Raw genomic sequence first — 12,891 nt, forward strand, 5'->3', positions numbered from 1 at the left:
TGTGTTTATCCTAGCGGTTTACAGCTGCTGGCAGTCTTCGGGAATATCGATGAGGACATAGCTCGCGCCATCGGCGGCGATCATGGCCTCGCGTTCGGTTTCGGGCGTGTCGCCGTCGAGCGAATAGGTACAGGTGAATTCCGTGCCTTCGCCGGTCGCCTCGCACTGCGCGTCCAGAACCTTGCGATCCTTGACGCACTGCTGCAGTGCGACCTGCACCTCGGCGAGCGAGGGCACGTTTTCGTCCGCTTCCAGCTCGGCGGTCGCGCCGACCGGTTCGGGCGCTGCCGGGCTCTGTTCGACCACCGGCGCGGCCTCGATGTCGGCCGTATCGGTGGTGGCGTCATCATCCACCGGCTCGGCGCAGGCGGCGAGCGCGAACAGCGATGCGAGGATGATGGAGCGGCCCAGCATTACAGTGCCTCCGCGCCTGCGATGATTTCGATCAGCTCGGTGGTGATCGCAGCCTGACGCTGGCGGTTGTACTCGATGTTGAGGTTCTTGATCAGGTCGCCCGCATTGCGCGTTGCGTTGTCCATCGCGGTCATCGATGCACCCTGTTCCGACGCTTCGCGTTCGAGCAGCGCGGCGAACAGCTGGGTGCGGACGTAGCGCGGCAGCAGGGCTTCGAGGATTTCCTCTTCGCCCGGCTCGTATTCGACCACCGCATCCGCCTTGGGCACGTCGCCCGCTTCGGGTGCGGGGACCGGGATCAACTGCTGCACGGTCGGGTTCTGCGCGAGCGCGGACTTGAAGATCGGATAGATCAGATGCGCGACGTCGAACGCGCCGTCCTCGAACATTTCGAGCAGCTCGTTCGCGATCGCTTCCGCCTCGTTGAAGCCGGGGGTGCGCACGTCGGAGGTATCGAAGTGCTTGGCAATCGCGCTGGCATTGGCCCGCTTGATCGGGGCGCGGCCCTTCTTGCCGACGAGATAGAATTCGACCGTCTTGCCAGCTTCACGGAGCGCGGCGGCCTTGCGCAGCGCTTCCTTGACGATGTTGGCGTTGAGGCCGCCGCACAGGCCTTTGTCGGTGTTGACCACCACCAGCAGGTGGCGCTGGTCGCTCCCGGTGCCGGTCAGCAGCTTGGGGGCCGCCGCCGAATCGCCAACCTTGGCGGCCAAGCTGGCCATCACCGCGTTCAGCCGCTCGGCGTAGGGGCGTGCCTCTTCGGCAGCCTCCTGCGCACGGCGCAGCTTGGCCGCCGCAACCATCTGCTTGGCCTTGGTGATCTTCTGCGTCGACCTGACCGACTTGATCCGGCCCTTGAGTTCTTTGAGGTTAGCCATCGTGGCTCCCTATCTCGCTGGGCTTCAGGCGAACTGCTTGGCGAACGCGTCGAGCGCGGCCACCGTGCGGTCCTTGATCTCGCCTTCGAACTTCTTGGTTTCGCGGATGTCCTTCAGGATGTCCGCATGTTCGTGGCGCATGAAGCTGAGCATCTGCGTTTCGTATTCGGTCACCCGGTCGGTCGCGACGGAGTCGAGATAGCCGTTGGTGCCCGCGAAGATCGACACGGTCTGCTCTTCGAACGGCATGGGGCTGAACTGCGGCTGCTTGAGCAGCTCGGTCAGGCGCGCACCGCGGTTGAGCAGCTTCTGCGTGGAGGCGTCGAGGTCCGAACCGAACTGCGCGAAGGCCGCCATTTCGCGATACTGCGCCAGCTCCAGCTTGATCGAACCAGCAACCTTCTTCATCGCCTTGGTCTGTGCGGCACCGCCCACGCGGCTGACCGACAGGCCGACGTTGATCGCCGGGCGGATGCCCTGGAAGAACAGGTCGGTTTCGAGGAAGATCTGGCCGTCGGTGATCGAGATCACGTTGGTCGGAATGTAGGCTGACACGTCGCCCGCCTGCGTTTCGATGATCGGCAGCGCGGTCAGCGAACCGGCGCCCTGTTCGTCGCTCATCTTCGCCGCACGTTCGAGCAGGCGGCTGTGGAGGTAGAACACGTCGCCCGGATAGGCTTCGCGGCCCGGAGGACGGCGCAGCAGCAGCGACATCTGGCGGTAGGCAACGGCCTGCTTGGAAAGGTCGTCATACACGATCACGGCGTGCATGCCGTTGTCGCGGAAGAATTCGCCCATCGCGGCGCCGGTATAGGGCGCGAGATACTGCAGCGGAGCGGGCTCCGATGCGGTCGCGGCGACCACGATGGTGTATTCCATCGCGCCGTTTTCTTCGAGCTGCTTGACGATCTGCGCGACGGTCGAGCGCTTCTGGCCGACCGCGACGTAGATGCAGTACAGCTTCTCGTTCTCGTCATCGCCCTTGTGCGCATCGCGCTGGTTGATGAAGGTGTCGATCGCGACGGCGGACTTGCCGGTCTGACGGTCGCCGATGATCAGCTCGCGCTGGCCGCGGCCGACGGGGACGAGCGCGTCGATCGCCTTGAGGCCCGACTGCACCGGCTCGTGCACGCCCTGACGCGGGATAATGCCCGGGGCCTTCTGTTCGACCAGGCGGCGCTCGGTCGTGGCGATCGGGCCCTTGCCGTCGATCGGGTTGCCCAGCGCGTCGACCACGCGGCCCAGCAGGGCCTTGCCCACGGGCACGTCGACGATGGTTTCGGTCCGGCGAACGGTGTCGCCTTCCTTGATGTTGGTGTCCGAGCCGAAGATCACGACGCCGACATTGTCGGCTTCGAGGTTCAGGGCCATGCCCTTCACGCCGCCGTTGAACTCGACCATTTCGCCGGCCTGGACCTTGTCCAGCCCGTGGATGCGGGCGATCCCGTCACCGACGGAAAGCACGGTGCCGACTTCGCTTTCCTGCGCTTGCGAATCGAAGTTTGCGATCTGGTCCTTGATGACCTTGCTGATTTCAGCGGCGCGAATATCCATTGCCTGAGCCTTTCATCGACAGCCCTCCCGAAGGAGGTCGCTGTCAGCCTTTCATTGCCTGCGTAAGCGCGTTGAGACGGGTGCGGATCGATCCGTCGATCCGCTTGGAGCCGATGGTGACGATGAGGCCACCGAGCATATCGGGGTCGACGCTGCTGGTCAGCTTGACCGTGCGGCCTTCGCGCGCGGTCAGCTTCGCCTTCAGCGTGGAGAGCTGGTCTTCGGTCAGCGGGTGCGCGCTGATCACGTCCGCGCTCACTTCGCCGCGCTGGGCGGCGGCGATGTCGCGGAAGGCGCGAATCATGCGCGGAAGTTCCGCCAGCCGGCGATTCTCCGCCAGCACGCCGAGGAAGCGGCGCGTCAGCGTGTTGAGCTCGAGCAGCTTGGCGACCTGTTCGATCGCGCCTGCCTTGGCGGTGCGGCCGAGCTGGGGGTTGGTGATCAGCGAAGCGAGCTCCGACGATTCCGCCAATGCGGCGGAAAGCGTCTCGAGATCGGATTCGACCGCGCTCACCACGCCATCTTCGGCAGCGAGCTCGAACAGCGCGACTGCGTAACGCCCTGCAAGGCTAGCCTGAATACCGGCGGAAATCTCCACGCCTGGGGGTCCTCTTCGGGTCCGGAAAGAAACGAGTGTGTAGCCTGCCTAAGCGGGGCGCGTCCAATGGATAGGGTTGGGCACCCCGGCGAAGCTGGCGCGCGCCTAGCATCGGGGTTTGCGAAGCGCAAGCCGAGGGGGAGTGGATTCGTTTGCCCAAAGCTGTGCGGCAGGCGTAGGCTGCGCCCCGCGACCCGTACACAAAGGCGCGGGCGCGGGAGAGATGGCATCGGGAGGTGATCATGCAGATGACGGCGCTGGCCCCGCATTGCGGGGTGGAAATACGCGGAGTGCAACTGGCCGAGGCGACCGGTGACGCCGCGCTGCTGGACGAGATTCGCAATGCCGTGTGGGAACATGGCGTGGCTGTGTTTCGCGATCAGGATTTCGGGCCGCAGGAACACATCGCCTTCGCGCGGGCGTGGGGCGGGATCGACATCAACAATTACTTCCCGCTGACCGATGCCTTTCCGGAGATCGCAGTGGTCGGCAAGCGCGCCGACCAGACGACCAATATCGGCGGCGGCTGGCATACCGATCATTCCTACGACCAGATCCCGGCGATGGGCTCCATCCTGGTCGCGCGCGAGCTGCCCCCCACAGGCGGGGATACGCTGTTCGCGCATATGGGCGCGGCCTACGACGCGCTGTCCGACGATCTGAAAGCCGAGATCGAGGGGCTGGAGGCATTTCACAGCGCCGACCACGTCTATAGCCCGGACGGCTATTACGCGCAGACCGACATGGCCGAATCGCTGCGCGGTCAGCAGATGACCACCGGCGCGAGGCACCCGGTGGCGATCCGTCACCCGCAGACGGGGCGCAAGCTGCTCTACGTCAACGCGGCTTTCACCACCCACATCGTTGGGCGGACCCGGGAGGAAAGCATGCCGCTGCTCCAGCGCCTGTTCGCCACCGCCCTTTCGGCAGACAATACCGCACGGGTGGAGTGGCAGCCGGGCTCGGTCGCGATCTGGGACAACCGGACCACCTGGCACATGGCGATGAACGACTATCAGGGCCATGCGCGCACGATGCACCGCATCACCCTGACCGGCGAGGCGCTGGCGGCCTAGTCTGCCGGCTGGCAGGAATAGACCAGCCGCTCGTTCGGCTGGCTGGGCAAGGCGGAGAGCACCGCCTCCTGCTGGCGGCCCAGCTGAGCCGCACCGTCCTGCGCCTCGCACGAAGGCGCTGCGTAGGAGCCCCGCGCCTCGCGCGCGGCGGCCATCGCGTTGCGCGACAGCAGGTAGCGGTCGGCGCGATAGGTCCGCGTCTGCGGATCGTACCGGGCGACGCTGACGACGTCTTCTTCATTGGGCACGAATACGCGGGCCCACTGGCCGCTGGCGAAGCCGTATTGCGTGCGCCCGTTGACGCAGCCTTGCGCCGACCAGCGCAGATCGACCGAACGCTCGGCATCGCCGGTCACCCGGCTGCGCGAAGGCTCCAGCGTGCACACGAAATGGCCTGCGGCCGCTGCAGCCGAATCATTGGAGACCTGGTTGCTGCCCGTCTCCTCGCCCAGCGCGGCGGCGACCCGCCGGTCGATCGCATCGAGGCCGGGCCGCGTCAGATAGAGCGCCGCTGCGGTCAAGACGAGCACCGCCGCCACCGCGTAGCAGGCATAGGGCAGCCAGTGGGGCAGGGTGGTGCGCGCGTCGTCGTCCCACTCGGGATCGTCCTCAGCCTCATCCTCGGTCACCGCCACGCCGGCGGCGAGTTCCTTCTCACGCCGTTGGGCGAGCGCATAGCCGAGCACGCCAAGCCCGATCCCTGCGAGCAGGGCGAGCAGCGCCAGCGCAATGCGGTCTTCCCGCTCTTCCTGCACCGCCAGCGCAGCTTCGAGCTGGAGGCGCGAGCGCCGCTCGCTCGCCGCCTCGGAGCGGGCTTCCATCTGCGCGCGCGCCGCGTCGGCGGCGGCAGCGCGCCGTTCGCGCTCCGCCTCGTCGATCTCGGCCAGGCTGCGGCAGGGCAGGTCGTTGAGCTGGGCAGAGACCTTGTTGGCGCGCAGGAACGGGAGCAGCTCTCGGTTGGAGACCGCGAAGTAGAACTCGGCATCGGTCCCGTCGCTTTCCGCGCCGAAGGAATTGACCCCCAGCACCCGCCCGCAGGTATCGAGCAGCGGGCCGCCCGAATTGCCGCGCGCGATCGGTGCGGTGTGCAGGATCGTGTCGAACTGGCGGCTGGGCCGCTCCCCCGAAATGAAGCCGCGGCTTTTTACCGGCGGCTGCGAGCGGACGATATCCTCGATGGAAAGACCCTGCGCGCGGTCGACATTCATCGGATAGCCGACCGAGGTCACCGAATCGCCGCTTGCCCCCGGTCGCCCGCCAACCAGCGTGAGCGGCGGCAGGCGCAGCGATCCCTCGATCGCGAGCAGGGCAAGATCGGTCCCCGGATCGACCGCGACCACGCGTGCAAAGGCGGAGGCATCACCATCGGGCGGGATGATGCCGATCACCCGGTCCTCACCCAGCGTCCCTCCCGCCAGCGCCTCACGTACGACGTGGGCATTGGTGACGATCCGCTGCGGAGAAACCGCAAAGCCGGTCCCATGGCTGAGCGGGTAGAGCGACTCCCCGCCCTGGCTGTCGGTCCCCCTGGCGAAGATCACGATCCGCACCACACCGCGCGCGGCGGCGTCGATATCCGCAGGCTCGGCATGAGCGGGAGCGGGCATCGCGAGCGGCGCGATCAGCATGGCGAGCAGGATCAGGATTCGCATCATCGGCGCTCTTTTGACCGCGCGCGGGTTTGGCCGCAAGCTTCGGGATGCGGTGGCTGCGCATTGTGTATAGGCCTTTCACCATGACGACCCGACCCGCCCCCTGCGATGCCGACGACGATATGCGCTGGGCCGCCGTGATGCGGCGCGACCGGGCGTGTGACGGGCAGTTCGTCACCGGCGTGCTGTCGACGGGTATCTATTGTCGGCCCAGCTGCGCCGCACGCCATCCTGCGCGATCCAACGTGCGCTTCTTCGTCGACGGGGCGCAGGCGCGTGCGGCTGGCCTCAGGCCCTGCAAGCGCTGCCTGCCCGACGACGTATCGCGAGACGAAGCGGCGGTGCGCGCCGCGATCGATTCGATCCGCAGCGGGGAAAGCGCAACGTTGAACGAACTGGGCGCGATCACCGGCTATTCGCCGACGCATTTCAGCCGCGTGTTCAAGCGCGCCACCGGCCTCTCGCCTGCCGCCTATGCGCGCGCGCTGAAGGAAGAACGCGCGCGAGACGCCTTGAGCGGTGCCGCGCGGGTGACCGATGCGATCTATGATGCGGGCTACGAGGCGCCGAGCCGCTTCTACGCCGCGATGGAAGGGAAACTGGGCATGAGTGCGAGCGCATGGAGGAATGGCGGACGCGGAGTGACGATCCGCTGGGCGGTGGTCGAGACCACGCTGGGCGCGATGCTCGTCGCGGCGACCGACAAGGGCGTATGCCGCCTCTCGTTCGACGAGGGCGAGGAAGATCTGCGCGGCCGCTTCCCACGGGCCGAACTGGCCGAGGGAGGCGCTGAGTTCTCAGACTTGCTCGAACGGGTGATCGCTGCGGTCGAGCGTCCGGGAATCGCGCAGGACATTCCGCTCGACGTCGCAGGCACCGCGTTTCAGGAAGTCTGCTGGAAGGCCTTGCGCGAAATTCCGCCGGGCGAGACGCGCAGCTATTCCGAGATTGCGGCGGCGGCGGGCAATCCAAAGGCGGTGCGCGCGGCAGGCAGTGCCAATGGGGCGAACAATGTCGCGGTGCTGATCCCCTGCCACCGGGTGATCCGCAGCGACGGCGGAATCGGTGGCTACGCCTATGGCACCGCGATCAAGGAAGAGCTGCTGAAGCGGGAGCAGGGCGGCAAGGAGTAGGCGAGGCGGCGCAACGGGCAGCGCCCGGTACGCCGGCCCGTTTTCGATTGCCGGGGCCGGGCACCCCGGCCTAGTGTAGCTGCATGTCCGCCCTCGACACCGTGCTGTCGCGCAGAACCCTGGCGACACTCGCGCCGCCCTTCGCGGTCGTCGCTGCTTTGGCGTTCGCGGCCAGCGGCTGGGCGGCGGCCAATCCCGGCATTGCTGCTTTATTGCTGTGCTGGATCGTGGCGGATGCGCTCGCGCTGGGCACGATCGCGAAACACGAAGCGCGTCGGCCCGGTGCGAAAGCGCTGTTGGGAGCCTTCGCCCTTGCCAGTCTGGTGCTGCTGATCGGCCCCCGCGGGCCGGTGCGCGATGCCATCATGGGCGTGCCTGCCGTCCCGCTGGCGCTGGGGCTTACGATCTTCTCCTACCTCGGCTGGTCAGGGCGGAAGGCATGGCAAGTGCGGCGCGGGGGCGGCTCGATGGAGGACGCGCTGGCGCAGGTCCTGCCGCGCCCGCTGGTCGCGCTGGCGCTGGCCGAAGCACGCGTGCTCCATCTCGCGCTGCTGAGCTGGCGGAGGCCCGCCGATGTGCCCGAGGGTGCCATCGGCTTTGCCTACCACCGCTATCTGGCGCCGATGATCTGGGTGCTGCTGGCCCTGCAGACGATCGAACTTTCGGTGGTCCACCTGCTGGTGATGCTGTGGAGCCCGACGGTCGCGTGGGTGCTGCTGGCGCTCAGCGTCTGGGGCGCGCTGTGGATCGTCGCCCTCTTGAAGAGCCTTTGGCTGCGTCCCGTTCTGCTGACGGACAAGGGCGTCCGGGTGCGTGCGGGGCTTCTCATCGATGTGCTGGTGCCATTCGACCGGATCGCCGCAGTGCGCGGGCCTTCGGATGCGGCTGAGGTGAAGGCGAAAACCACGCTCAACGCGGCGCTGCTCGCCTGGCCGGACATCGTGTTCCATCTGCACGAGCCCATGCGGGTGTCGGGTCCGCTGGGGCGGGAGCGGCTGGTCGACAAGGTGGCGTTCAAGCTCGACGATCCGGCTGCCTTCCACGAACAGCTCGGCAGGCTGCGCTAGCGCCTGAAGATCGCCTGCGCGGCAAGATCGACGCAGGCTGCAAGATCCTTTTGCGCCGGAATGTCGTTGCCGAACAGCAGCGGCGAATAGAGCGGCGAATAGAGCAGGGCGAGTGCGGCGCGAGGCTCCACGCCTTCATGCAACTGCCCGGCCTTCGCCGCCCACGCGATCCGCCTGCGCGCCCAGTCGCGGCGCGGGTCGAGCCAGCGTTTGCGCACCGCGCTGGCCACTGCCGGGCTGTCGCGCCCACCGGCCAGCATGGCGGCGAACGCCCGGCCCGTGGGCCCGCGAAGCTGGTTCGCCATGCCCAATATCTGCGCGCGGAAATCCGCCTCGGCAGAGCCGGTGTCCTGCAGGTCGAGCGTTTCGTCGACCGCGGAAAAGAACGCGTCGATCGCCAGGTCGCTGCGCCCGTCCCACCAGCGATAGATCGTGCTCTTGCCCGTACCCGCCTCGCGCGCGACACCTTCGATGGTCAGCTTTTGATAGCCATCGCGGACCAGAATCTTGAGCGCTGCAATCAGGATTGCCTCGCGCGATTGCTCGCTGCGGGGGCGACCACGCGGCTTGGTGCTTTCAAAAGTTTCGGCCATGCGAAACGCTACCGTCTCGCATGGCCGATCACAAGCTCGCGCATGGTGCGCGAGTGCGGTTGGTTGGTGCTTACTCCGCGCCGACGAAGATCGCCTTTGCGTTGGCGAATTCCTTCACGCCGAAGCCGCCATGCTCGCGCCCGTAGCCCGAGTTCTTGACCCCGCCGAACGGCATCGAGGGATCGGCAAGGCCAAAGGTGTTGATGAACACCATGCCGGTGTCGAAGTGCTTGCTGGCAAGCTCGATCGCGCGGTCGACATTCTTCGACATGATCCCGCCGCCAAGGCCATAGCGGCTGTCGTTGGCGATCCGCATCGCATCCTCGTCGTCCTTCGCCTTGATCACGCTGGCGACGGGGCCGAACAGCTCGTCGTCATAGGCGGGCTGGCCGGGGGCGACATCGGTCAGGACGGTGGCGGGGTAGAAGGCGCCGGGGCCGTCGGGGATCGTGCCGCCGCAGGCGATCTTGGCGCCCTTCTCGACCGACTTGTCGACCTGTTCCTGCAGCGTCTTGCGCAGATCCTCGCGGGCCATCGGGCCCATGTCGGTATCGTCAGAGGTCGGATCGCCCGTCTTGATCGCCTCGAACTTCGCGACGTATTTCTCGACGAATTCGTCGTAGACCTTCTCGGTCACGATGAAGCGCTTGCCCGCGATGCAGGTCTGGCCGTTGTTGTAGAGGCGCGCGGTGGCGCAGATGCCGACCGCCTTGTCGATGTCGGCATCCTCCAGCACCATGTAGGCATCGTTAGAGCCGAGCTCGAGCACGGTCTTCTTGAGCGCCTTGCCCGCTTCCTCCGCGATGTGCTGGCCCGCGCCGTCCGACCCGGTGAGCGTCACGCCGCGCACCTTGTCGTGCGCGATCAGTTCGTCCGACGTGTCGTGGTCGACCACCAGCACGGTGAACAGGTTTTCGGGCAGGCCGCCCTTGGTAAAGATCTCCGCGATCTTGAGCCCGCTGCCGGTGCAGTTCGCCGCGTGCTTCAGCAGCACGCCATTGCCGGTCATCAGGTTGGCGATCGCGTAGCGGATCACCTGGTAGGCGGGGAAGTTCCACGGCTGGATGCCGTAGATCACGCCGATGGGGGAGTAGGTGACGATGCCGCGCCCGGCATTGTTCGGGTCGCGCTTCTCGTCCGCCAGTTCCTTGGGGCCGTTGGCGGCGGTGTAGTCGCAGATCGCGGCGCACAGCTCCACCTCGTCGCGGCTGTCGCGCAGCAGCTTGCCGACCTCTGCGGTCATCAGCTGGGCCAGCTCTTCCTTGTTGTCGCGCAGCGCCTTGCCGAGGCCCTTGATCACCTCGGCGCGCTCTTCGAGGCTGCGCAGCTTCCACTCGCTGAAAGCCTCATGGCAGGCATCGACCTTGGCGAAGGCCTCGTCCTTCGAGAGGTGGGCATAGCTGTCGATCTGCTCGCCGGTGGCGGGGTTGATGGTCGTAATATCAGTCATTGGGGGTAATCTTTCGTTTGGGGGTACTCCTGTCCAAGTCTCGCGACGGGCTCCCGTTCCAAGCCCACGCGAATTGCGCACCTGCCCCTCTCATTGCAAATGAGAGTCGTTCGCATTACATGGCCGGGCATGAGCAACAGACCAGACCCCCGCGAACTCACCGTCATCAACCGCACCCGGATTACCCCCTCGCTCCAGCGCGTCACGCTGGGCGGGTCAGGGCTGGCGGGCTTTCCCGCAGACCAGCAGGGCGGCTACCTCAAGCTGTTCCTTGGCGAGGATGCCAAGGGCAAACCGATCGTGCGGACCTACACGATCCGCCACCAGCGCGAGACCGAGCTGGATATCGACTTTGCATTGCATGGCGACGACGCGGCGGGTCCAGCGACGAAATGGTCCCTGTCTGCCGAGCCGGGAAGCACGATCAGGGTCGGCGGCCCGGGCGCGGCGAAGCCGCTGCCCGAAGCGCACGATTTCTACCTGATTGCGGGCGACATGACCGCGCTGCCCGCGATTTCGGTCAACCTCGCGGCGCTGGCGGATGACGCGCGAGGGTTCGCCGCGATCGAGATCCAGAACGAAGCGGACAAGATCGAACTGGACGAGCCCGAGGGCGTGGAGATCTGCTGGCTGGTCAACCGGGAGCCGGGCAGCCAGCCCGATCTGCTCGCCGACCAACTCCGCAGCGTCGATCTGCCGCAGGGCCGGGTGGCGGGTTGGGCCGCGTGCGAGTTCTCAGGCATGCGAAACCTGCGCGCCTTCCTGCGGGACGAGCTGGGCCTGCGTGGCCGCTCGCTCTACATCTCCAGCTACTGGAAGGCGGGCCTGATCGAGGACGAGCACAAGCTCGCCAAGCGCGAGGATGCGGAGGCGCAGCCGGCCTAGTCGGCGCGCGCCCAGCCCTTCGCGGCGGGCTCCAGCGTTTCGAGGAAGTCTTGCGCGGTCTCCAGATAGGCGGCCTGTTTCTCCTCCCCCATCCGGTCCCAGTTGGAATAGATCCGCCCGATCCGGTGGTTGCTTTCCAGCGTGTCGCGATGGCGGTCCATGAAATGCCAGTAGAGCGCATTGAACGGGCACGCGCCGTCGCCCGTCTTCTTGCTCACCGAGTAGGCGCAATCCGAGCAGTAATTGCTCATTTTGTTGATGTAGTTGCCGGACGCCGCATAGGGCTTGCTCGCGAGCCTGCCGCCATCGGCATAGAGCACCATCGCGGCCACGTTGGGCAGTTCGACCCACTCATAGGCGTCGGCGTAGACCACCAGGTACCAGTCCTGCACTTCGCGAGGGGAAATCCCTGCGATCAGGCAGAAATTGCCCAGCACCATCAGCCGCTGGATATGATGTGCATGTGCATTGTCGCGCGTCGAGCGGATGCAGTCGGCGAGGCAGCGCATATCGGTCTCGCCGGTCCAGAAAAATTCGGGGAGGGCGCGCTGTGCATTGAGCGCGTTCGCCTTCTGGAGATGCGGCATGTGCAGCCAGTAGAACCCGCGGACATATTCGCGCCAGCCGATCAGCTGGCGGATGAACCCTTCGACGCTGTTGAGCGGGGCCTTGCCATCCTTGTATGCTGTCTCGGCACGCTGGCACAGGTCGAGCGGGTCGAGCAGGCCGAGATTGAGGCTGGTCGACAGCATCGAGTGGAACAGGTCGTCCTGCCCGTGGACCATCGCGTCCTGGTAGGGGCCGAAGCACGCGATCCGCTCGGCGAAGAACGCGTCGGCGGCTTCTTCCGCCTGATCGCGCGTTACCGGCCAGCCGAAGCTCTCGAGGCTCCCGAAATGGTCGCCGAACTTCTCCTCGACCAGATCGATGCATTCGCGGGTGATCTCGTCGGGCTTGAATAGCGGGCGCTCCGGCGCCTCAAGCCCTTCCTTGGGTGGCTTGCGGTTCTCGCTGTCGTAGTTCCACTCGCCGCCCTCGGGCTTGTCGCCATCCATCAGCAGCCCGGTCTTGCGCCGCATTTCGCGGTAGAAGAACTCCATGCGCAGACTGTCGCGATCCTCCGCCCAGTCGCGAAAATCGGCCAGCGAGCAGATGAAGCGGTCGTCGGGCAGGATTTCCACCTCGCAGGCGAACTTGTCGGGCCATTCCTCGATGGCCTGCTGCACGCGCCATTCGCCCGCCTCGACCACGTGGATCGCGCGCGGATCGTGCCGCTCAATTGCGCGCGCGACCTCGCCGGTGAAGCTGCCCGCATTGTCCGGATCAGTCAGCTTGACGTAATCGACGGTCCACCCCGCATCGCGCAGTTCGGCTGCGAAGTGGCGCATGGCGGAGAAGATCAGCGCGATCTTCTGCTTGTGATGGCGCACATAGGTCGCCTCGTCCCACACCTCCATCATCAGGATGACGGTGTCGTCCTTTGTGCGCCCTCGCAGCGAGGCGATGGTTCGGGTCAGCTGGTCGCCCAGGATGGGGACGAGAACGGGGCGTTCGGCGGGGGATGGCATCAACGGTCAATCGGCAGGGAGCC

General features: G+C 66.3%; 12 protein-coding genes. 4 read left to right on the forward strand and 8 right to left on the reverse strand.

Features of this window, described 5'->3' with window-relative positions:
* Window positions 1-18: 18 nt before the first annotated feature.
* Genes KYN89_RS09375 through KYN89_RS09390 form a run of 4 tightly spaced genes read right to left on the reverse strand, consistent with a single transcriptional unit; the run spans window position 19 to window position 3,444 of the window.
* A complete protein-coding gene (locus KYN89_RS09375) occupies window positions 19-414 on the reverse strand; it encodes a hypothetical protein (protein WP_054526213.1) in 396 nt (131 codons plus the stop codon).
* Window positions 414-1,292 carry a F0F1 ATP synthase subunit gamma gene (locus KYN89_RS09380; RefSeq protein WP_222824791.1) on the reverse strand — a complete coding sequence of 293 codons (879 nt, stop codon included), beginning with the start codon at window positions 1,290-1,292 and terminating at the stop codon, window positions 414-416. The genes KYN89_RS09375 and KYN89_RS09380 overlap by 1 nt, the downstream gene beginning before the upstream one ends.
* Before the next feature lie 24 nt (window positions 1,293-1,316).
* Entirely contained in the window at window positions 1,317-2,846 is a 1,530-nt protein-coding gene (atpA, locus tag KYN89_RS09385; RefSeq protein ID WP_010234279.1) for a F0F1 ATP synthase subunit alpha, read from the reverse strand.
* 43 nt (window positions 2,847-2,889) lie between these two features.
* Entirely contained in the window at window positions 2,890-3,444 is a 555-nt protein-coding gene (locus tag KYN89_RS09390; protein WP_010234281.1) for a F0F1 ATP synthase subunit delta, read from the reverse strand.
* A 242-nt stretch (window positions 3,445-3,686) separates the two neighbouring features.
* Between KYN89_RS09390 and KYN89_RS09395 the strand changes: the two genes are divergently transcribed.
* Window positions 3,687-4,520, forward strand: coding sequence for a TauD/TfdA dioxygenase family protein (locus tag KYN89_RS09395; RefSeq protein WP_222824792.1), 834 nt, complete (start codon window positions 3,687-3,689; stop codon window positions 4,518-4,520).
* On the opposite strand, the gene KYN89_RS09400 is transcribed toward KYN89_RS09395, so the two are convergent.
* A complete protein-coding gene (locus KYN89_RS09400; RefSeq protein ID WP_222824793.1) occupies window positions 4,517-6,175 on the reverse strand; it encodes a trypsin-like peptidase domain-containing protein in 1,659 nt (552 codons plus the stop codon). The two genes, KYN89_RS09395 and KYN89_RS09400, sit on opposite strands and share 4 nt — an antisense overlap.
* Before the next feature lie 80 nt (window positions 6,176-6,255).
* On the opposite strand from KYN89_RS09400, the gene KYN89_RS09405 reads away from it, so the two are divergent.
* Entirely contained in the window at window positions 6,256-7,305 is a 1,050-nt protein-coding gene (locus KYN89_RS09405) for a bifunctional transcriptional activator/DNA repair enzyme AdaA (RefSeq protein ID WP_222824794.1), read from the forward strand.
* An 83-nt stretch (window positions 7,306-7,388) separates the two neighbouring features.
* Window positions 7,389-8,372, forward strand: coding sequence for a hypothetical protein (locus KYN89_RS09410; RefSeq protein ID WP_222824795.1), 984 nt, complete (start codon window positions 7,389-7,391; stop codon window positions 8,370-8,372).
* On the opposite strand, the gene KYN89_RS09415 is transcribed toward KYN89_RS09410, so the two are convergent.
* On the reverse strand, window positions 8,369-8,965 hold the full coding sequence (locus KYN89_RS09415; protein ID WP_222824796.1) for a TetR/AcrR family transcriptional regulator: 597 nt from the start codon (window positions 8,963-8,965) through the stop codon (window positions 8,369-8,371). The genes KYN89_RS09410 and KYN89_RS09415 overlap by 4 nt on opposite strands.
* Before the next feature lie 70 nt (window positions 8,966-9,035).
* Entirely contained in the window at window positions 9,036-10,415 is a 1,380-nt protein-coding gene (locus KYN89_RS09420; protein ID WP_222824797.1) for an NAD-dependent succinate-semialdehyde dehydrogenase, read from the reverse strand.
* A gap of 129 nt (window positions 10,416-10,544) precedes the next feature.
* Between KYN89_RS09420 and KYN89_RS09425 the strand changes: the two genes are divergently transcribed.
* Entirely contained in the window at window positions 10,545-11,300 is a 756-nt protein-coding gene (locus tag KYN89_RS09425) for a siderophore-interacting protein (protein WP_222824798.1), read from the forward strand.
* Here KYN89_RS09425 and KYN89_RS09430 read toward each other — a convergent pair.
* Window positions 11,297-12,868, reverse strand: a complete 1,572-nt coding sequence (locus tag KYN89_RS09430) for a cryptochrome/photolyase family protein (protein WP_222824799.1) — start codon at window positions 12,866-12,868, stop codon at window positions 11,297-11,299. The genes KYN89_RS09425 and KYN89_RS09430 overlap by 4 nt on opposite strands.
* Between the last annotated feature and the right edge of the window lie 23 nt (window positions 12,869-12,891).

Source organism: Alteriqipengyuania abyssalis, from assembly GCF_019857185.1.
In the GTDB taxonomy this organism is placed as follows: domain Bacteria; phylum Pseudomonadota; class Alphaproteobacteria; order Sphingomonadales; family Sphingomonadaceae; genus Alteriqipengyuania; species Alteriqipengyuania abyssalis.

Excerpts from the sequence above, each read along its gene's own strand:
- KYN89_RS09375 (WP_054526213.1), bottom strand. The coding sequence starts at position 414 with ATGCTGGGCCGCTCCATCATCCTCGCATCGCTGTTCGCGCTCGCCGCC.
- KYN89_RS09380 (WP_222824791.1), bottom strand. The coding sequence starts at position 1,292 with ATGGCTAACCTCAAAGAACTCAAGGGCCGGATCAAGTCGGTCAGGTCG.
- atpA (WP_010234279.1), bottom strand. The coding sequence starts at position 2,846 with ATGGATATTCGCGCCGCTGAAATCAGCAAGGTCATCAAGGACCAGATC.
- KYN89_RS09395 (WP_222824792.1), top strand. The coding sequence starts at position 3,687 with ATGCAGATGACGGCGCTGGCCCCGCATTGCGGGGTGGAAATACGCGGA.
- KYN89_RS09400 (WP_222824793.1), bottom strand. The coding sequence starts at position 6,175 with ATGATGCGAATCCTGATCCTGCTCGCCATGCTGATCGCGCCGCTCGCG.
- KYN89_RS09405 (WP_222824794.1), top strand. The coding sequence starts at position 6,256 with ATGACGACCCGACCCGCCCCCTGCGATGCCGACGACGATATGCGCTGG.
- KYN89_RS09410 (WP_222824795.1), top strand. The coding sequence starts at position 7,389 with ATGTCCGCCCTCGACACCGTGCTGTCGCGCAGAACCCTGGCGACACTC.
- KYN89_RS09415 (WP_222824796.1), bottom strand. The coding sequence starts at position 8,965 with ATGGCCGAAACTTTTGAAAGCACCAAGCCGCGTGGTCGCCCCCGCAGC.
- KYN89_RS09420 (WP_222824797.1), bottom strand. The coding sequence starts at position 10,415 with ATGACTGATATTACGACCATCAACCCCGCCACCGGCGAGCAGATCGAC.
- KYN89_RS09425 (WP_222824798.1), top strand. The coding sequence starts at position 10,545 with ATGAGCAACAGACCAGACCCCCGCGAACTCACCGTCATCAACCGCACC.
- KYN89_RS09430 (WP_222824799.1), bottom strand. The coding sequence starts at position 12,868 with ATGCCATCCCCCGCCGAACGCCCCGTTCTCGTCCCCATCCTGGGCGAC.